Source organism: Streptococcus sp. SV2 (assembly GCF_030440175.1).
Lineage (GTDB): Bacteria > Bacillota > Bacilli > Lactobacillales > Streptococcaceae > Streptococcus > Streptococcus raffinosi.
Genome location: NZ_JAQFJQ010000002.1, coordinates 1 through 20,044, shown reverse-complemented (window position 1 = coordinate 20,044; position 20,044 = coordinate 1). Strand labels below are relative to the sequence as shown.

Here is a 20,044-nt window from a genome sequence, read left to right as displayed (position 1 = left end):
TATGACACAAGAATATCAATTAGAAACCATTTTGGCACACGCAGGAATCAATTCGGATGAAGCAACAGGAGCCTTGGCTTCACCAATTCATTTTTCAACAACTTACCAACATCCAGAATTTGGCCATTCTACTGGTTTTGACTATACACGAACTAAAAATCCAACACGCGCAACAGTGGAAAAAACACTTGCAGCTATTGAAAAAGCAGATTATGCTATTGCGACAAGTTCAGGGATGAGCGCCATTGTTTTGGCCTTTGAAATTTTCCCAGTAGGCAGTAAGGTTGTAGCTGCGCGTGACCTTTACGGAGGTTCTTTCCGTTGGTTTAATGACAAGGAAAAAGAAGGTCGCTTCTTTTTTGAATACACTAATACAGAAGACGAGATGATTGCGGCTATTACAGAAGATACCGATATTGTCTACATCGAAACACCGACAAACCCACTTATGATTGAGTTTGATATTGAAAAAGTGGCCCAAATTGCTCATGACAAAGGTGCGGTAGTTATTGTTGATAATACTTTCTATAGCCCAATCTATCAAACACCGATTACTCAAGGTGCTGATATCGTTGTCCATTCAGCTACTAAATACCTATCAGGGCATAATGATGTTTTGGCTGGTGTTGTTGTGACCAGCAACCAAGAATTCTACGATAAACTTTATTATAACCTCAATACGACTGGTCCTACCTTGTCACCATTTGATAGCTATATGCTCATGCGTGGTCTTAAAACCTTAAAACTTCGAATGGAGGCATCGACAGCCAATGCTCAAGAAGTTGTAGCTTTCTTAGAAAAGTCACCAGCTGTTAAGGAAGTCCTCTATCCAGGCAAGGGTGGTATGATTTCCTTCAAAGTGGCTAATCAAGACAAGATTCCAACCATTATCAATTCCCTAAAAGTCTTTACCTTTGCAGAGAGTCTAGGTGGTGTCGAAAGCTTGATTACCTACCCAACGACACAAACTCACGCAGATATTCCAGGTGATGTGCGTGCTTCCTATGGTTTGACAGACGACTTGCTTCGTCTTTCAATTGGTATTGAAGCAGCACAAGATTTGATTGCTGACTTGGAAAATGCCCTTAGTCTTTAAGGAGTTATCTATGACACGTTATGATTTTACAACACAACCAAATCGCTTGGATCAAAATACCATGAAATGGCACGAAGCCGAAAGTAATCCAGAACTACTTGAGCTTTGGGTTGCCGATATGGACTTCCTACCTGTTCCTGAGATTAGGGATGCAGTTATCAACTATGCTGAGACACATATTTTTGGCTATCCTTATCCAAGTGAAGAGCTTTATCAGTCCATCATTAATTGGGAAAAAAATCAACACGGTTACGTCGTTGATAAAGAGAGTATTGTTCTCATTGAAGGTGTTGTCCCAGCCATTTCAACGGCTATTCAAGCCTTTACCAAAGAAGGTGATGCTGTTCTCATCAACACACCAGTTTATCCGCCTTTTGCTCGTTCGGTCCGTTTGAATAATCGTCAGTTGATTGAAAATAGTCTTGTTAAGGTTAATGGCCATTTCGAAATTGATTTTGAACAGTTGGAACGTGATATCGTCGAGAATGATGTTAAACTTTATGTTTTCTGTAGCCCACATAACCCAGGTGGGCGTGTCTGGACCAAAGAAGAATTGACTAAGGTGGCAGATTTGTGCCAGAAACATGGTGTCCTCTTGGTATCTGATGAAATCCACCAAGACTTAGCTCTATATGGGAATAAGCACATCTCTATGAATACCATTTCAGATGCTTACAAGGACTTTACCTTGGTGCTTAGTTCGGCTACTAAAACCTTTAATATTGCTGGTACCAAAAACAGTTTTACTATCATTGAAAATGAAGACTTACGTAAAGCCTTTAAACAAAAGCAATTGGCAAATAATCAACATGAAATTCCAACCATTGGTTTGATTACAACCCAGGCAGCTCTGACCTATGGGAAACCTTGGTTAGAGGAATTGAAAACTGTCTTTGAAACTAATATTGACCTTTTAACCAAGGAACTTAGTGAAAAGACTAATATCAAGGTCATGAAACCTGAGGGAACTTACTTGGTATGGCTTGATTTTTCAGCCTATGATCAAGACCATAATGAGCTTGGACGTTTGCTTAAAGAAGAAGCCAAGGTAGTGCTAAATGACGGTATTACTTTTGGTTCTGAAGGAGAAAAACATTTCCGCTTTAACGTAGCTACGCCAACCACAGTTGTTGCAGAAGGAGTTAAACGTCTCGTTTCTGTCTTTGGAAAATAATAAAAGTGATGCGAACAGCATCACTTTTATTATTGTTATGAGTGTACATCGTAGATTTTCAAGTTTAATAGAAGATCTTTCTGAGTGGAGAAGACCTTGACATCCTGCCTGCCAGAGGTATTAAATCTGGCTAGAGTGTAGGTTTGGCCATTGGGGAAGAAAATTTCCAAGCTACGATTGTCTGTAATAAGCGTTATAGTGATATTATCAGTTTCCTTATAGTGACTGTCAGCTTTATAACCTTGACCGTTACCTAAGAGACCATCGTAATAGTAAGAAGAGGCAGTTTGACTACCATCCATGCTGTTATTCAGTTCGGCAGCATAGGCAGAGACCTGATAGGTACCACTTGTTATTTGGTAGGCGATTTTAACGTAATCAGAGCCTTGCCAGATATCAATGTAGATATAGCCTCCTTCTTTCTTAATATTTGAAAAATGCAGTTGGTAATACCCTGAACTATTTTTTCCAGCAAGGTCAAGAAGGCCATTAGCATTCTGATTGTGACTTTTATCAATCCAAGGTTTTCTATTGTCACTGGTGAGTGGCCTTTGACTCGAAATGTTGCCGTTTTGATTTTTGAGGGTTAATTGTTCATTTTTATAGAGGGGAGCAGACTGAATAATATTGTTCTTATCTAGCTGTAGCTGTCTGGGTGTAGTGTAAAAACCGATAGTTTTTAGAAAATCACTCTTGGCCTCTTGGTCACTGTGAATGCCTGACGTGAAGTAGTTCCAATTACCAACCCAGCCAAGACTGATAAGGTTATGGTTGCTTTCTTCAATTCGATCGCTTCCAGTGAAGTTAGAGCCATAATAGTCTGAGCCTTGATCTAAGCGTTTTGTTTCTGTATCTGCAATAAATAAGCCGTTACCATCTAAATGCCCTACAGTATAGTAGGTTCCAGTTGTTTCGCCTGAGGCTGTATCCTTAGCTCCAAAAAAGAGAACTTGCTTGTCCCGACCATCAGTTGTTGTCATTGTTTTGAGAACGGGACACTCGATAGGAGCGTTGTCCTGCCAGTTACGACCCTTAAAAAATGTTTCGGGTAGGATTTTGGAGTCTCCCTTGCTATCTGCTTTGGTCCAGTTGATACCATCTTGAGATTGATAAACACCTAAGGCGTCACCTTCAGCGACATACATGAGTAATTTGTCTTTGAAGTGGAAGACATAAGGATCGCGGAAGTCTTTACCGTTATAGGATTGTTCCTTTGTCAATAAAGGTTTACCATCTTTTAAGGCTTTAGTAAAGCTAGTTCCCTTGTCATTTGATGCACTAGCATAGATTGCTTGGCTTCCATCATCCATGAGTCCAGTAAAATAGGCGACAGGTTCTTCGTTTTGGATACCAGAAATCCCCTGACTATCTGTGACTACACTCCCTGTCCAAGCAGAATGCCATCCTTCTTTAGAGTCGCCACCCTTTGCTGGTATAGCAGTCTCTTGTTTACTATAGGTGATAAAATCTTTAGTCGTTGTATGTATCCAATCTTGACCGCTAGGTCCAAAAGGATCAGTAGCCCCATCTACAGAATGTAGAAAATAGATATCATAGTAATTTTTTTCTTGATTCCACACGATAGTCTGTAGGTCGTTAGACCATCCTTTATGAGATGCTAGATGAAAGGTTTGACTCATAGAAACCTTATTTGTTTTTTGGGAAGGATTGTTAGCGTTCTCATTTTTTATTATAAAAACAAAAAATAAAATTAAAAAAACGAGAGCTAAAATTAGAGGTGAATATTTTGATTCCATATAGTGATATTTCCTGATAAAATTACTTATTTTGTAGTTATTATTTTAACAAAAAAATAGTTTTTTACAAAAAATATAAATTTGTCATTAAAAAAAGATTGGAATTTAGATTAAAAAATGATAGAATAAAACATGTGAAAACCTAAAAGGAGAGTTTAATATGGATAGTACAGTTAATTCACAGTCAAATACAGTAGCACCAAAGCAAGCAGAGTGCAAAAAGATGCGTTATAGCATCCGTAAGGTTGCCACAGTAGGGGCAACATCAGCGCTCGTTGGTACCTTGGCATTTTTGGGTGCCACTCAGGTAAAAGCTGATCAAGTTACAGAAACAGCACCAGCGGTAGCTACTGCGACAGCAACACCAGAAACAAGCACAGCATCTCTAACGGTAGCCAGTGAAACAGCAACAAGTGTGGCAACTTCAGAAGCAGTTGAATCTTCAGTTGCACATTCAGAGGTTGCAACTACACCAGTTACAGAGACACAACCAAGCAACACAACTCCATCAGTAGTCGAAGAAAAGGCGTCTAGCACAGTAGTGACATCTTCATCAGATGCAACAACACCTTCATCAACAGTTGCTGCGGTTTCTGCTCCAGCTCATACATCAGAGGCTGCAGTAGAAGCACCAACTTCAACAGCAAGCTCAGAAACAGCTGATACACACACTGAAGTAGCCCTTAAACCTACTGAAAACAGCGCTGCTAATGCAAACCTTAGCAAACTTAATGGTCGTATCAAGTCTATTGTTGAAGATAATATGACCTCAGATCAAATCGTTGCCTTGACTGAGGAAGAAATTAAAGCACTTAATAAAGTTGACTTTAGTGATGATGCAATCAAGGGTACAGGTACTAGCTTGACTTACCGTAACTTGAAAGATATCGTTGCTAGCTTCTTGAAGCAAGACAGCAAATTGGCAGTTCCTTACTTTAAAGCAGATACAATCATCAATATGCCTGCTTTCAACACTGTTGATGCCCAAACGATGAAAAAAGAAGAAATCGACGTTTGGGATTCTTGGCCAGTCCAAGATGCTAAGTCAGGTGTAGTTAGCAACTGGAATGGTTACCAGTTGGTTATTTCAATGGCCGGTGCACCAAATAAAAATTCAAACCACATTTACTTGCTCTATAGTAAATACGGAGATAATGACTTTACACATTGGAAAAATGCGGGTCCAATCTTTGGTTATAATGCCCTTGAAGATGACCAACAATGGTCAGGTTCAGCGACGGTAAACTCTGACGGTAGTATCCAACTTTATTACACTAAGAATGATACTAGTGGTGGTAAATTAAACTGGCAACAATTGGCTAGTGCTACACTTAACTTGGCTGTTGAAAACGACGAAGTTGTTATCAAGTCAGTTGAAAATGACCACATTCTCTTTGGTGGAGATAATTATCACTATCAAAGCTATCCTAAATTTATGAGTACTTTTGATGATGACCATAACCATGATGGTAATCCAGACCGTACGGATAACTACTGTCTTCGTGACCCACACATCATTGAAGATAACGGTAGCCGTTACCTTATTTTTGAATCAAATACAGGTGACGAAAACTACCAAGGCGAAAAACAAATTTACAAATGGTCAAACTATGGAGGAGATGACGCCTTTAACCTTAAGTCATTCCTCAATATTGTTAATAATAAACACCTTTACAACCTTGCATCATGGGCAAATGGTTCTATCGGTATCTTGAAACTTGATGATAATGAGAAAAATCCATCTGTAGCTGAACTTTACACACCGCTTGTCACTAGCCACATGGTTACTGATGAAGTAGAACGTCCAAGTGTTGTTAAGATGGGTGGCAAGTATTACCTCTTCACTGCTTCACGTATCAACAAATCTACGGATGCTGAAGGTACTGTAGCAGCGCGTAAAGCTGTCGGTGATGACGTTGTCATGCTTGGATTCGTATCAGACAGCCTCCGAGGAAAATATCGTCCACTTAATGGCTCAGGTGTGGTCTTGACAGCCTCTGTACCAGCTGACTGGCGTACATCTACCTATTCTTACTATGCGGTTCCTGTTGAAGGCTCATCAGATACTCTTTTGGTAACTTCTTACATGACTAACCGTGGTGGAATTGCCGGTGCTGAGAATAAATCAACATGGGCTCCAAGCTTCCTCATTAAGATGAATGAAGATGATACTACAGAAGTTCTTCCTAAGATGACCAACCAAGGGGACTGGATTTGGGATAAATCTAGTGAAAGCTTGGTACACGTAGGCGATCAAAACAGTGCTAAATTGCCAAACGAGGACTTTAATGTAGATTATTATGCAGTGTCAGATTATGGTCTTAAACCACATACTTATCCTACAGTTGATGGTTCAACAGGCGTTTCTGAAGCTCGCGGTGTCTTAACTGTAACTGTTAAAGATGGTGGAGATAAGAAGGCAGATAAGCCAGAAACACCAGTAAGTCCAACAGAAGGTAATCATTCTGTTGATGATAAGACTAATAAACCAGGAACTTCTAAACCGGCGGACAATAATCAACCATCAGCTGATAAAGAAGATAAACCAACAAGTCCTACGAATCCGGATTCTCCAGCTCGTACTCCTTTCCCATATTATGGAGACCACTCTAATGATAACAATTCTTCAAATGATCATCATGTAGCGGTCCCTGTGAAACCTTCGACAGGAGATTCTGTGGGTGATCGTCGTCCAGTAGCTCAAGCCGCAGAGATTGCGACACCAGTACCAAAGACTATTGTAGCAACTGGACCAACTGTTCCAACGAATATTGTTAAAGAAGAGTCTGTGACTGAAACAGAAGCTCCAAAACCAGTTAAGTCTGAAGAAAAAGTTCAGTCTCACGGAGTTGATAAAGCTAATGAAGTAACTAAGTCTGATGAGTCAAGTAAAGGCAACAATACTAAAGTTGCTACCAAACTTGCTACGACTCCTAAGACACCAAGTGATTCAGAAGGTTCAAACAGCAACATTCTTTCAATCTTGGCGACTATCTTTGCAGCAATTGCTAGTCTAGCTTTTCTTGGCTATGGTTTGGTCACAGGAAAGATTCATTTACCTAAAAAATAATCCTTTTCAAAAACGTTTGCAGAAAAGCAAGCGTTTTTTTTGCCTTTTTGATATAATGGAGTGAGTATAAAGCAAAGGAAGAAACTATTATGGGTAAATTTCAAGTTATTTCACATCCACTGATTCAACATAAACTTTCAATCCTCCGTCGTGAGGATACTTCTACTAAGGACTTCCGTGAGCTAGTTAATGAAATTGCTATGCTTATGGGTTACGAAGTATCTCGTGACCTTCCTCTCGAAGAGGTTGAAATTCAAACACCAATTACCAAAACAGTACAAAAACAACTTTCTGGTAAGAAATTAGCGATTGTTCCAATCCTTCGTGCGGGTATTGGTATGGTCGATGGTTTTCTTAGCCTTGTACCAGCAGCTAAAGTTGGTCATATTGGTATGTATCGTGATGAGGAAACTCTTGAGCCGGTTGAGTACTTGGTTAAATTACCAGAAGACATTGATCAACGTCAGATCTTTGTAGTAGACCCAATGCTTGCGACTGGTGGTTCAGCAATCTTGGCAGTAGACTCACTTAAAAAACGTGGCGCTGCTAATATCAAGTTTGTTTGCTTGGTTGCAGCACCAGAAGGTGTCAAAAAATTGCAAGATGCTCACCCAGATATCGATATCTACACAGCATCTTTGGATGAGAAACTTAATGAAAACGGTTATATTGTTCCAGGTCTTGGAGATGCAGGTGACCGTCTCTTTGGTACAAAATAAGTTGAAAAGGGAAAATTTCCCTTTTTTTACTAGATTAATAAGTTTAAAGTGAAATTATTTTAGGGGGGGTTAGCACTCTTTCCAAAAGAGTGCTAAGAATGATGTTTTTTATTTGACCTAATTTGACTAAAATCATATAATAGCATCAAGACAATATTAAAAGGAGGATTCATATGATTCCTGTAGTAATTGAACAAACATCACGCGGTGAGCGTTCTTATGATATTTACTCACGTTTGCTCAAGGATCGTATCATCATGTTAACAGGTCCTGTTGAAGATAATATGGCAAACTCAATTATTGCCCAACTCTTGTTCTTGGATGCTCAAGACAATACAAAAGATATCTATCTTTATGTTAATACACCAGGTGGATCCGTTTCGGCAGGTCTTGCCATTGTTGATACAATGAACTTCATCAAGTCTGATGTTCAGACTATCGTTATGGGGATGGCAGCATCTATGGGAACAGTTATCGCTTCAAGCGGTACCAAAGGTAAACGTTTCATGTTGCCAAATGCAGAGTACATGATTCACCAACCAATGGGTGGTACTGGTGGCGGTACGCAACAAACAGACATGGCTATCGCAGCTGAACACTTGCTCAAGACACGTAATAACTTGGAGCAAATCTTAGCAGATAATTCTGGACAACCAATTGAAAAGGTTCATGTAGACGCTGAACGTGACAATTGGATGAGTGCTCAAGAAACGCTTGAATATGGTTTCATCGATGAAATCATGGCTAATAACCAATTAAAATAAACTGAGCTTGTCTTAAATAAAAGTCAGATGCAAATCGGTTGTATAAGGACCGTTTCATCTGGCTTTTTGTGTTATAATAGAAAACATGTTAATAATCAATGAGGAGTTGCTTGCGATTGATCAAGCTATAGAGTATCTTGTTTCGTATTTTCTAAAGCTACCTGAGGTAGAGAATTATCGTTTAAAACGCCAGAAATTCGAAAATGATAGAGAACTTCAAGAGCAACTCTTTGCATTTCAAAAATTAAAGGATAGCTATGATACTGCTAAGGCGTATGAGGCTTTTAGACCAGATGTGAGAGAGTTGAAACGTCAGGTTTTGCGAATGAAGCGTCAAATTGATTTAAACGAGGTGGTTATTGGCTATCGTCAGGCAGAGTTCGATTTACAGACTATTTTAGCCAATCTTGGTGAGGAGATTGCCCAAGCTGTTTCAGACCAGATTTTTATTGATACTGGGCTACCTCTTGCCCCTCATAAACCACATCATAAAAAGGGAGACACGAACATAAAGGAGAAGATGAGTCATGATTAAGCGTCAAGGCATTATTGTTTATTTATATTACAATAGAGACTTACGTAAAATTGCCAAGTTTGGGGATGTTGTCTACCATTCTTATAAGATGCGTTATGTGCACCTTTATGTAGATGAGGACAAGGTCGAGGATATTTTGAAAGAGCTCGATGGAATGAAAGCAGTGAAAAAAGTTCTGCCTTCTTACTATTCTGATATTGATATGGACTTTGTAGGTAGTCTGGAACGTTACGACACCTCAGTCCCTGAACCGTATAAGAACTTTTCTCTTTAATAAGAGAAAAGTTTTTTTCTTTTTAAAGAGTTATTCTTAAAGTAATGGAAACGATTACTGCCGCTAAAGCTTAGTTATGTGTAGTTGACAATTGTCTGATAATTCTGTAAGCTATAAGGTGGACTTTTTTAAGAAAATATTAAGGAGAAATCTTATGTCTAAAAAGATCACACTTATTGTGTTAGCCTTTTTTGCATCCATTTTCTTGGTTGCTTGTGGTAAGTCACCAGACGTGACTGCTAAAGCCACTGGTACCAAGATTGGGGATACGATTAAGATCGGTGTCAACATGGAGTTGACAGGTCCTGTTGCGGCCTATGGTAAAGCCGAGCAAAATGGTATTAAGTTGGCTGTTGAAGAAATCAATAAAGCTGGCGGTGTTGATGGTAAAAAGCTAGAACTCGTCACTAAAGATAATAAATCTGAAAATGCTGAAGCTTCAACATCTTCAACTAACTTGGCTATCCAGAATAATGTAAATGCTATCGTTGGTCCGGCAACATCTGGTGCAGTTGCTGCTGCCAGCCTTGTATCTCAAAAAACAGGGGTTCCTTTGATGACTCCATCTGGTACACAGGATGACCTTACGGTAGATGCTAAAGGAACGAAGAAATTCGTTTTCCGTACAACCTTTAAAGATAGTTACCAAGGTAAAGTTTTGGCAGCTTATTCCTTTAATAACTTGCATGCTAAGAAGGTCGTTCTTTACTACGATAATGCTTCTGATTATGCTAAGGGGATTGCGGATGAATTCAAGCGTGAATACAAAGGCCAAATCGTTACTGAAGCAACTTTCGCTTCAGGGGATAAGGACTATCAATCAGCTTTGACTAAATTCAAAGACCTTGATTATGATGCTATTGTAATGCCTGGTTATTATACTGAAACAGGTATTATCACTAAACAAGCACGTGACCTTGGAATTGATAAACCAATCCTTGGACCTGACGGATTTAGTGATGCGAAATTTACAGAGCTTGCAGGTAAAAAGAATGCCTCAAACGTTTACTACGTATCAGGATATTCAACAAAAGTTTCTCTTTCTGATAAAGCATCAGGCTTCATCGAAGCATATAAGAAAACTTACAAGACTGAACCAAATATGTTTGCTGCGTTAGCCTACGACTCTGTTTATATGGTTGCAGAAGCCTCTAAGGGTGCGAAAACATCAGTTGATATTACCAATAATCTTGCAAAAATGAAAAACTATGTTGGGGTTACCGGTAAAATGACAATTGACAAGGAGCATAACCCGATTAAAGCAGCTCTTATGGTTAAAAGAGATAATGGTGAAGAAGTTTCAGCAGAAGCCGTTGAAATTGAAAAATAAGCTCTTATCTTTACTGAAAATGAACTAGAAAGTTTGGTTATATATGTTTTTTGAACAACTTCCCCAACAACTAGTCAATGGTATCATCTTGGGTAGTATCTATGCCCTACTTGCCCTTGGTTATACTATGGTTTATGGGATTATCAAATTGATTAACTTTGCCCATGGAGACATCTACATGATAGGTGCCTTCGTTGGTTACTATGCGATTAACAGCTTGAAGATGAATTTCTGGATTGCCCTTGTGTTCTCCATGATTGTATGTGCCATTTTAGGGGTTGTTATCGAGTTCTTGGCTTATCGCCCACTCCGTAATTCAACACGTATTTCTGCCTTGATTACGGCCATTGGTGTGTCATTCTTCCTTGAATACATCATGGTTTACTTCGTCGGAGCAGACACACGTTCATTCCCACAATCAATTAAAATGCATACCTATCATCTTGGATCAATCTCTGTGACGAATGTGCAATTGCTGATTTTGGTGGTTGCCCTTGTTCTCATGGTTGCTCTGCAATTGATTGTTAAGAAAACTAAAATGGGTAAAGCCATGCGTGCGGTATCTGTAGATAGCGATGCAGCTGAATTGATGGGTATTAATGTTAACAATACTATCAGCTTTACATTTGCTCTTGGCTCTTCACTTGCGGGTGCTGCCGGTGTCCTTATTGGACTTTACTACAACTCAATTGAACCTCTTATGGGTATGACACCAGGTATTAAAGCCTTTGTTGCCGCTGTTCTTGGTGGTATCGGTATTATCCCAGGCGCAGCCCTTGGTGGATTTGTTATCGGTATTTTGGAGACTCTATCAACTGCAATTGGTTTGTCAAGTTACCGTGATGCCATTGTTTATGGTGTCTTGATTGTTATCCTCTTGGTTCGTCCAGCGGGTATCCTCGGTAAAAATGTGAAAGAGAAGGTGTAAGACATGAAGAAAAATCTAAAAGTAAACCTTATTTGGTTTGGTCTTATCATTGGGCTCTTCCTTATCTTGAAAGGCCTTGAACTTTCAGGTATCATGAACCTTTACTACATCCAAATCTTAATGGGAATTGGTATTTCAATTCTTATGGGACTTGGTACTAACTTGGTCCTTGGTTTCTCAGGACAATTTACACTTGGACAAGCCGGTTTCATGGCAATTGGTGCTTACTCATCTGCTATTATTACTGGCATGATGCCAACTTATGATGGTTTCTACCTCTCTATGGTTGTTGGTGTTATCATTGCAGCTGTCGTTGCCCTTATCTTTGGTCTACCTACTCTTCGTTTGAAGGGAGATTACCTTGCCATTGCCACTCTTGGTATGGCGGAAATTATCCGTATCATTATTGTTAATGGTGGTGAATTGACCAATGGTGCCGCTGGTTTGACAGGAATTCTTCCTTATACAAGTTGGCCTGTCATTTATTTCTTTGTAGTCATCATCACAATTTTAGTGCTAAACTTCTTGCGTTCAGCGACTGGTCGTCAAGCTATTACACTTCGTGAAGATGAAATTGCTGCAGAGTCAATGGGTGTTAACGTCACAAAAATGAAGGTACTTATCTTTGTTATCGGTGCCATGATTTCAGCGATTGCCGGTTCACTTTATGTTAGCTACATCGGTACTGTCGTGCCAAAAGATTTCACCATTATGAAATCAATTGATTACCTTATCATTGCCGTTCTTGGTGGTCTCGGATCAATTACAGGTACTGTCATTGCCGCTATTGTTCTTGGTATTATCAATATGTTCCTTCAAAACGTTTCAAACCTCCGTATGATTATTTACGCATTGGCTTTGATTCTTGTCATGCTTTTCCGCCCAAGTGGACTTCTTGGAACGAAAGAACTCTATCTCTCAAAATTCTTCAATAAATCTAAGGAGGGCAAATAAAAATGGCACTTCTTGAAGTTAAAAAATTGACTAAAAACTTTGGTGGTCTGACTGCCGTTGGTGATGTTTCAATGGAACTCAACGAGGGTGAATTGGTCGGACTTATCGGACCAAACGGTGCTGGTAAGACAACCTTGTTCAACTTGTTGACAGGTGTTTATGAACCAAGTGAAGGAACCGTTACCCTCGATGGTACAGTTCTAAATGGTAAGGCACCTTATAAGATTGCTTCTCTTGGTTTGTCACGTACCTTCCAAAATATCCGCCTTTTCAAAGATATGACTGTACTTGAAAATGTTCTTGTTGGTTTGTCAAATAAACAACCTTCAAACTTCTTTGCATCACTCTTGCGTTTGCCTAAGTACTATTCAGGTGAAGAAGAGTTGAAAGAAAAAGCTATGAAATTATTGGCTATCTTCAACTTGGATGATGAAGCAGAAACACTTGCGAAGAACTTGGCATATGGACAACAACGTCACTTGGAAATTGTACGTGCATTAGCAACGGAACCTAAAATTCTTTTCCTTGATGAACCAGCTGCAGGTATGAACCCACAAGAAACAGCTGAGTTGACGGCTCATATTCGTCAAATTCAAAAAGACTTTGGTATCACAATTATCTTGATTGAGCACGATATGAGTCTGGTCATGGATGTTACTGAGCGTATCTATGTTTTGGAATATGGACGCTTGATTGCAGAAGGAACACCTGATGAAATTAAGAATAACAAACGTGTTATTGAAGCTTACTTGGGAGGTGAAGCATAATGGCTATGTTAAAAGTTGAAAATCTCTCAATTAAATACGGATCAATTGAAGCTGTTAAAAATGTTAGCTTTGAGGTTAATGAAGGTGAAGTTGTAACACTTATCGGTGCTAATGGTGCCGGTAAGACATCTATTCTTCGTACCATTTCTGGTCTTGTTCGTCCAACTGCTGGAACTATTTCGTACCTTGGAAAAGATATTCACAAAACACCAGCTCGTAAGATTGTCGCAGAAGGATTGGCTCAGGTCCCAGAAGGGCGCCATGTTTTCCCAGGATTAACTGTCTTGGAAAATCTTGAAATGGGAGCCTTCCTTCATACAAATAAAGAGGAAAATGCAGCTCTCTTGAAGAAAGTCTTCCAACGTTTTCCACGTCTAGAAGAACGTAAAAATCAAGATGCAGCCACACTTTCTGGTGGTGAGCAACAAATGCTTGCAATGGGCCGTGCCCTTATGAGCCGTCCAAAACTCTTGCTTTTGGATGAACCTTCAATGGGACTTGCCCCAATCTTTATTCAAGAAATTTTCGACATTATCGAAGATATCAAGGCACAAGGGACTACCGTTCTTTTGATTGAACAAAATGCCAATAAGGCTTTGTCAATTGCGGATCGTGGTTATGTTCTTGAAACTGGTAAAGTCGTTCTTTCAGGTACTGGTAAAGAGCTTCTTGCGTCAGACGAAGTTCGTAAAGCCTATCTTGGAGGATAAGAAAAAGCGCCCAAGGGCGTTTTTCTATAGTCTTATCGTGATTGTAATTTGCTAATTTTTCAGTAAAATAGTGCAATCGTTTACAATTAGTGTGGTATAATACAAGTAAGAAATTATTCGGAGGAAAATGAAAATGGCAGTAAAAGATTTTATGGCGAAGCGTGTGGTCTACGTTTCACCACAAACAACTGTTGCAGCAGCTGCAGACATTATGCGTGAAAAAGGTTTGCGCCGCTTACCAGTAATTGAGAACGACAAGCTGGTTGGTCTTATCACAGAAGGGACAATGGCTGATGCCTCACCATCTAAAGCAACTAGCTTATCAATCTATGAGATGAACTATCTTCTTAATAAGACAAAGGTAGGAGACATTATGATCAAGAATGTCCTTACTGTTTCCAAATATGCTAGTCTTGAGGATGCTATCTATATCATGCTTCAAAATAAAGTTGGTGTTCTTCCCGTTGTGGACAATGACCAAATTTCTGGAATTATTACAGACAAGGATGTTTTTCGTGCCTTTTTGGAAATCTCTGGCTATGGTCAAGCCGGAATCCGTATTGGGCTTGAAGTCTTAGATACGCCACGTGTCCTGGAAAAAATTGCCAACCTCATTTCTAGTGAAAATCTCAACATTGAACGTACAATTGTTGCACCTAAAAATGATACTGTTCTTCGTGTTGAACTTCAAGTTGAAGGGGATGTGGAACCAGAACACCTTAAAAAAGTTTTTGTAGAAGCAGGGTTTACAGTTACCGAAATTGCTGAAACAGAATCAAAAGAGTTAGACTAATAAGAAAAGGGAGTCAGAGCTTAACGAATTTATCTCTGAATCTCACTCCCATAGGTTAGTAGCTTAGCAACAGGTTCTTCTATTTGAACGACTAGTTGCCGGCTATAAGTTTTTGACAGTAAAAAAAGAAGCTGAACATTTAATGTTCTAGCTTCTTTTTTGTTAGTCTTGGAAATCATAAAGTGTTGTAGAAAGGTAACGTTCACCATTATCAGGCAATAGTGTCAATACTTTTTTACCTTCGCCGAGTTCAGCGGCAACTTTAAGAGCAGCAGCAATAGCAGCACCTGATGAGATACCAGCTAGGAAACCTTCCTCGCTACCCAATGTACGTGATGTTGCGATAGCTTCATCAGAAGGAATACGCACAACACTGTCATATGATTTTGTATCCAATGTGTCAGGAATAAATCCAGTTGAAATACCTTGAATTTTGTGTGGCCCTGGTTTGTCACCATTCAATACAGCAGATTCATCAGCTTCAATACCATAAACTTTGATATTTGGGTTAGCAGCTTTCAGAGTTTTAGAAACACCTGAAATAGTACCACCAGTACCGATACCTGCGACAAAGGCATCCAAACCATCTGCACCAAAATCTTCAAGAATCTCTTGGCCAGTTGTATCAGCATGAACAGCTGGATTTGAAGGGTTAGCAAATTGAAGTGGCACCCAACCATTGCGTTCAGCCGCAACTTCCTTAGCTTTAGCGATAGCACCCTTCATTCCTTCGCTACCAGGTGTCAAAACAAGTTCAGCACCATAAGCTTGGATGATTTTACGACGTTCAACACTCATTGTGTCAGGCATTACGATAACGATCTTGTAGCCTTTGGCAGCGCCAACCCAAGCTAGACCAATACCAGTGTTACCTGAAGTTGGTTCAACGATAGTATCTCCAGGTTTAATTGTACCGGCTTTTTCAGCATCTTCAATCATACGAAGAGCAATACGGTCTTTAACTGAAGAACCAGGGTTAAATGCTTCAAGTTTAACATAAACATCTGCTGAACCTTCTGGAACAATAGAGTTAAGTTTAATAACTGGTGTTTTTCCAACAAGTTCGGTAATTGAGTTGTAAATTGTCATATTTAAAATCCTCTTAATCTTTGGTTGATGGTTTTAAGTATACGACGGTAGGCCTAACTTGTAAAATACATCTTCTTTATCACTGTGATAACGTTTAACTATCAAAGGGGAATTTCAACGATTTTTTTGCCAGACTTTTGATAACTTACTTTTCCTTGATAGAAGTTAGTAAGCTCTTGTCCAAGCCTTTCAATTTCAGACTCTTCAACAAACAAAGTTGTAGAAACATCAGATAAGAAAGTTGTATCAAATTCTTGGAGCCCTTCTTTTTCAAGAAAATTGGAGAAGACTTGGTATTGAGAGTAGGTTAACTCTATGGTTAGCCCAGTTAATTCCTTGACTTCAACTCGACCAATTTCTTCAATGGCATGAGCAACGCTACCAGAGTAAGCACGGATAAGGCCACCAGCTCCAAGCTTGATTCCACCAAAATAACGGGTTACTACTGCCACGACATTAGTTAGTCCTTGTTTTTCTAGGACAGTAAGCATGGGAACACCAGCCGTCCCAGAAGGTTCACCATCATCACTAGAACGCTTAATTTGCCCATCTTCTCCGACAATCATTGCTGAGCAAGAGTGATTGGCCTTGTGATGCTCTTTTTTAATCTGAGCAATATATTCTCTTCCTTCTTCTTCACTGCTAATGCGTTTCAAGTGACAAATAAAACGAGATTTTTTGATTTCTTCTTCAACGATTCCATCGTTGGTAATAGTTTTGTAATCCATAAAAAAATTTTATCATAAAAACGTGAATTCAAACATATTTTCGAATAGAAAGGTATGGTACCTAAAGAATATTATGGACGACTATTTACAGAAGATCAATTGCCAACAGACTATTATTCTGAGGCTTTAACATTAGAAAGCATGGTAAAGATAGATAATCAACTCAGGTGCAAAAGATGTTTTAGTCCAATAGAGGAAGAATGGCAATTACCAAATGGCAAACATTACTGCAGAGCTTGTATAGTCTTTGGTAGAAACCAAGAAGGGAAGCAACTTTATTACTTTGCTTCAAAAGAAGCTGACATCAACTTTCCTGTTCTAAAGTGGTCGGGGAAATTAACTTCTTATCAAGCTGAGGTCTCAGAGAAACTGTTGAAAACTTATCAACAACAGAAAAACAGTCTTGTACATGCTGTAACTGGTGCTGGTAAGACGGAAATGATTTATAAAATCGTTGCCTATGTTCTTGAAACTAAAGGCCGAGTTGCTATTGCCAGTCCTCGGGTTGATGTTTGCCGAGAATTGCATATACGTCTTCAAAGAGATTTTACGTGTAGTATTTCCTTACTTCATGCTGAAAGCGAGCCATACGACGGGAGTCCGTTTGTCATAGCCACCACACATCAATTGCTAAAATTTTATCAGAGTTTTGACTTAATTATCGTTGACGAAGTAGATGCTTTCCCCTTTGTAGGAAATCCTATGTTAAATCATGCTGTTAAGCAAGCAAAGAAAAAAACCGGACAGCTTATTTACCTAACAGCAACTTCTACAGTATCTCTGGAAGAGCAAGTACGAGTCGGTGTACTAGAAAAATACCACCTTGCCAGACGCTTTCATGGTAACCCTTTAGTGATTCCTCAATTCTTTTGGCAAGGGAAATTACAACAATCTTTATCTAAGCAAAAACTTCCAAGACCCCTCCTTAGACAACTCAAGAAGCAAAGAAAATCAAAGTTTCCTTTATTAATCTTTTTTCCCAATATAGCAATGGGTGAGAGATTTACCAAAATTCTTCAAAACTATTTCCCAGAAGAAAAAATAGCATTTGTTTCCTCAAAAAGTAAAGAGCGTTCAGAAATGGTAAAGAAATTTAGGAAACAAGATCTGACTATTCTTGTGACGACTACCATTCTTGAGCGTGGGGTGACCTTTCCTAAAGTAGATGTTTTTGTGTGCATGGCAAATCACCACTTATTTACAAGTTCGAGTCTTCTTCAGATTGGTGGTAGGGTGGGGCGCTCGCCCGAGAGACCTACAGGAAAACTCTATTTCTTTCATGAAGGACTATCTAAATCGATATTGCAATGTCGACAAGAAATAAAAGCAATGAATAGAAAAGGAGGATTTGATGATGAGATGTTTAATGTGCAATGAAAGTATCGAAGTGATTCCCAGATTACGCTATTTGCTCACGTTTACGGAAAGTAAGGAATATTGCTGCACAGAATGTAAGAGTCATTTTAAGAAACTCTCAAAAGTAAGGTGTCCAAATTGTTACAAAGAAATGCACGGAAATGAATGTGTTGATTGTCAAATTTGGAAGAAAAAAGGTTACACTCCAAATCACATTGCAATCTTTCGCTATGAAGGGTTTATGAAAGAGTACTTTAGTCATTATAAATTTATGGGCGACTATTACCTAAGGAAAATTTTTCAAGAAGATATTGCGGATGCACTGAACCCCTTATTAAAGAAAGGATACACATTAGTCCCAGTGCCACTCTCGGAAGAACGATTTGCCGAAAGGGGCTTCAACCAGGTTGAAGGATTGCTAGAGGGACTCCCCTATCAAAACATTTTTGGGAAAAAGGATATTGAAAAGCAATCTTCTAAAACAAGGAAAGAACGTTTAAATCAAGAAAACCCATTTTTTATAAAACAAAACGTAGAGTTATCAAGAAAAATTGTTATAGTAGATGATATCTATACAACGGGCTCGACGATTTATAAAATGGTTCAATTATTGCAAAAAACACATGTTGAGGAAATTGTGACCTTTTCCCTAGCCAGATAATAAAAATCCTTGCAAATTTTCATGAAAAGGATATAATAAAAATAAAGAAAACGCTAACAAGCGAGAAAGAGGTCTTTTATGATTAAATATAGTATCCGTGGTGAAAACATCGAAGTAACGGAAGCTCTTCGTGACTATGTTGAAAATAAACTTAGCAAAATTGAAAAATATTTCAACCAAGACCAAGAATTGAATGCACGTGTAAATCTTAAGATTTATCGTGGAAAAACTGCTAAAGTGGAAGTTACCATACCAACAGGATCTGTTATTTTACGTGCAGAAGATATTTCACAGGATATGTATGGTTCAATTGACTTGGTAGTTGATAAGATTGAAAGACAAATCCGTAAAAACAAAACAAAAATTGCTCGTAAACATCGTGAAAAAGTATCCACAGGTGAGGTATTCTCAGTTGACTTTAACAAGGAAGAAGTTGAAGAAGCACCATCTATTGAAGTTGTGAGAACAAAAAACATTGAGTTGAAACCAATGGATGTTGAGGAAGCTATTCTTCAGATGGAATTGTTAAGCCATGACTTCTTTATCTATGCTGATAGCGAAGATCATACAACAAATGTACTTTACAAACGTGAAGATGGTAATTACGGCTTGATCGAAGCCAAATAGAATAATTAGGCGGGATATATGTATGTCCTGCTTATTTATTTTGGCAAAAAATCACTAATCGAAAAAGTAAAACATAAGTTAACTTAATAATAAAAAAGTTATTGACAAGGTAAGCAAGAGATGATAATATGAATAGGCTACATCGGAGGATGAAGCAGAGACACGAGGAAGTTTGGAAAAAACTTTTCAAAAAGTGTTGACAAGATATTCTAGATTTGCTAGAATATAGGAGTTGTCTTAAGAGAGACAAAGACCTTTGAGAACTGAATAAGAAACCAAGTGCAGGGTTATGATAGAAGAAATTATAACCTGTCAATTTACAAGAAAAAAACGTCAGAAGACGGAAATGAGTTAACGCTCGAACGATTATTAAAGAATTTAATGAGAGTTTGATCCTGGCTCAGGACGAACGCTGGCGGCGTGCCTAATACATGCAAGTAGAACGCTGAAGAGAGGAGCTTGCTCTTCTTGGAAGAGTTGCGAACGGGTGAGTAACGCGTAGGTAACCTGCCTTGTAGCGGGGGATAACTATTGGAAACGATAGCTAATACCGCATAACAATGGGTGACCCATGTCATTCATTTGAAAGGGGCAACTGCTCCACTACAAGATGGACCTGCGTTGTATTAGCTAGTAGGTGAGGTAACGGCTCACCTAGGCGACGATACATAGCCGACCTGAGAGGGTGATCGGCCACACTGGGACTGAGACA

Annotated in this window: 19 protein-coding genes and 1 rRNA gene; 17 read left to right on the top strand and 3 right to left on the bottom strand. The window is 39.0% G+C overall.

The window, feature by feature from the left end; genetic code table 11:
• The first annotated feature begins 1 nt into the window (after window position 1).
• Both PCY14_RS01285 and PCY14_RS01280 read left to right on the top strand, forming a co-directional pair.
• Window positions 2-1,096 carry a cystathionine gamma-synthase gene (locus PCY14_RS01285; protein WP_060933508.1) on the top strand — a complete coding sequence of 365 codons (1,095 nt, stop codon included), beginning with the start codon at window positions 2-4 and terminating at the stop codon, window positions 1,094-1,096.
• A 10-nt stretch (window positions 1,097-1,106) separates the two neighbouring features.
• The gene (locus PCY14_RS01280; RefSeq protein ID WP_060933507.1) at window positions 1,107-2,270 is read left to right on the top strand and encodes a MalY/PatB family protein; all 1,164 of its coding nucleotides are present in this window, start codon (window positions 1,107-1,109) and stop codon (window positions 2,268-2,270) included.
• A 35-nt stretch (window positions 2,271-2,305) separates the two neighbouring features.
• Here PCY14_RS01280 and PCY14_RS01275 read toward each other — a convergent pair whose 3' ends face one another.
• On the bottom strand, window positions 2,306-3,910 hold the full coding sequence (locus PCY14_RS01275; RefSeq protein ID WP_301363077.1) for a glycoside hydrolase family 32 protein: 1,605 nt from the start codon (window positions 3,908-3,910) through the stop codon (window positions 2,306-2,308).
• Window positions 3,911-4,187: 277 nt separating this feature from the next.
• Here PCY14_RS01275 and PCY14_RS01270 point away from each other — a divergent pair, with 277 nt between their 5' ends.
• From PCY14_RS01270 to PCY14_RS01220, 11 genes are all read left to right on the top strand, one after another.
• Window positions 4,188-7,097 (top strand): glycoside hydrolase family 68 protein, encoded by a 2,910-nt coding sequence (locus PCY14_RS01270; RefSeq protein ID WP_301363076.1) that lies wholly within the window; start codon window positions 4,188-4,190, stop codon window positions 7,095-7,097.
• An 89-nt stretch (window positions 7,098-7,186) separates the two neighbouring features.
• The gene (upp, locus tag PCY14_RS01265; protein WP_002883819.1) at window positions 7,187-7,816 is read left to right on the top strand and encodes a uracil phosphoribosyltransferase; all 630 of its coding nucleotides are present in this window, start codon (window positions 7,187-7,189) and stop codon (window positions 7,814-7,816) included.
• Between the two features lie 173 nt (window positions 7,817-7,989).
• Window positions 7,990-8,580: an ATP-dependent Clp protease proteolytic subunit ClpP gene (gene clpP / locus PCY14_RS01260; RefSeq protein ID WP_002886628.1), complete on the top strand. Its 591-nt coding sequence runs from the start codon at window positions 7,990-7,992 to the stop codon at window positions 8,578-8,580.
• Between the two features lie 85 nt (window positions 8,581-8,665).
• Window positions 8,666-9,115 carry a YlbF family regulator gene (locus tag PCY14_RS01255; protein WP_301363075.1) on the top strand — a complete coding sequence of 150 codons (450 nt, stop codon included), beginning with the start codon at window positions 8,666-8,668 and terminating at the stop codon, window positions 9,113-9,115.
• Window positions 9,108-9,389 (top strand): DUF2129 domain-containing protein, encoded by a 282-nt coding sequence (locus tag PCY14_RS01250; RefSeq protein ID WP_021151469.1) that lies wholly within the window; start codon window positions 9,108-9,110, stop codon window positions 9,387-9,389. Before PCY14_RS01255 ends, PCY14_RS01250 begins: the two co-directional genes overlap by 8 nt.
• 154 nt (window positions 9,390-9,543) lie before the next feature.
• Window positions 9,544-10,719: an ABC transporter substrate-binding protein gene (locus PCY14_RS01245; protein ID WP_008535942.1), complete on the top strand. Its 1,176-nt coding sequence runs from the start codon at window positions 9,544-9,546 to the stop codon at window positions 10,717-10,719.
• 43 nt (window positions 10,720-10,762) lie between these two features.
• Entirely contained in the window at window positions 10,763-11,647 is an 885-nt protein-coding gene (locus PCY14_RS01240) for a branched-chain amino acid ABC transporter permease (RefSeq protein WP_002889139.1), read from the top strand.
• Between the two features lie 3 nt (window positions 11,648-11,650).
• On the top strand, window positions 11,651-12,601 hold the full coding sequence (locus tag PCY14_RS01235; protein ID WP_002889137.1) for a branched-chain amino acid ABC transporter permease: 951 nt from the start codon (window positions 11,651-11,653) through the stop codon (window positions 12,599-12,601).
• Window positions 12,602-12,603: 2 nt separating this feature from the next.
• A complete protein-coding gene (locus tag PCY14_RS01230) occupies window positions 12,604-13,368 on the top strand; it encodes an ABC transporter ATP-binding protein (protein ID WP_002889136.1) in 765 nt (254 codons plus the stop codon).
• Window positions 13,368-14,078 (top strand): ABC transporter ATP-binding protein, encoded by a 711-nt coding sequence (locus PCY14_RS01225; protein ID WP_002889135.1) that lies wholly within the window; start codon window positions 13,368-13,370, stop codon window positions 14,076-14,078. Before PCY14_RS01230 ends, PCY14_RS01225 begins: the two co-directional genes overlap by 1 nt.
• A 133-nt stretch (window positions 14,079-14,211) precedes the next feature.
• Window positions 14,212-14,871 (top strand): CBS and ACT domain-containing protein, encoded by a 660-nt coding sequence (locus tag PCY14_RS01220; protein WP_021145074.1) that lies wholly within the window; start codon window positions 14,212-14,214, stop codon window positions 14,869-14,871.
• A 162-nt stretch (window positions 14,872-15,033) separates the two neighbouring features.
• On the opposite strand, the gene cysK is transcribed toward PCY14_RS01220, so the two are convergent.
• Window positions 15,034-15,960 carry a cysteine synthase A gene (gene cysK, locus PCY14_RS01215; protein ID WP_060933503.1) on the bottom strand — a complete coding sequence of 309 codons (927 nt, stop codon included), beginning with the start codon at window positions 15,958-15,960 and terminating at the stop codon, window positions 15,034-15,036.
• A gap of 101 nt (window positions 15,961-16,061) precedes the next feature.
• On the bottom strand, window positions 16,062-16,688 hold the full coding sequence (locus PCY14_RS01210; RefSeq protein ID WP_060933502.1) for a YigZ family protein: 627 nt from the start codon (window positions 16,686-16,688) through the stop codon (window positions 16,062-16,064).
• A gap of 54 nt (window positions 16,689-16,742) precedes the next feature.
• On the opposite strand from PCY14_RS01210, the gene PCY14_RS01205 reads away from it, so the two are divergent.
• The 4 genes from PCY14_RS01205 to PCY14_RS01190 all read left to right on the top strand — a co-directional run.
• Window positions 16,743-18,065, top strand: a complete 1,323-nt coding sequence (locus PCY14_RS01205; RefSeq protein ID WP_164376396.1) for a DEAD/DEAH box helicase — start codon at window positions 16,743-16,745, stop codon at window positions 18,063-18,065.
• Window positions 18,043-18,705 (top strand): ComF family protein, encoded by a 663-nt coding sequence (locus PCY14_RS01200; RefSeq protein WP_021145079.1) that lies wholly within the window; start codon window positions 18,043-18,045, stop codon window positions 18,703-18,705. Before PCY14_RS01205 ends, PCY14_RS01200 begins: the two co-directional genes overlap by 23 nt.
• Before the next feature lie 78 nt (window positions 18,706-18,783).
• The gene (gene raiA / locus PCY14_RS01195) at window positions 18,784-19,332 is read left to right on the top strand and encodes a ribosome-associated translation inhibitor RaiA (RefSeq protein WP_164376397.1); all 549 of its coding nucleotides are present in this window, start codon (window positions 18,784-18,786) and stop codon (window positions 19,330-19,332) included.
• A gap of 377 nt (window positions 19,333-19,709) precedes the next feature.
• Window positions 19,710-20,044, top strand: a 16S ribosomal RNA gene (locus PCY14_RS01190); the annotation flags it as partial.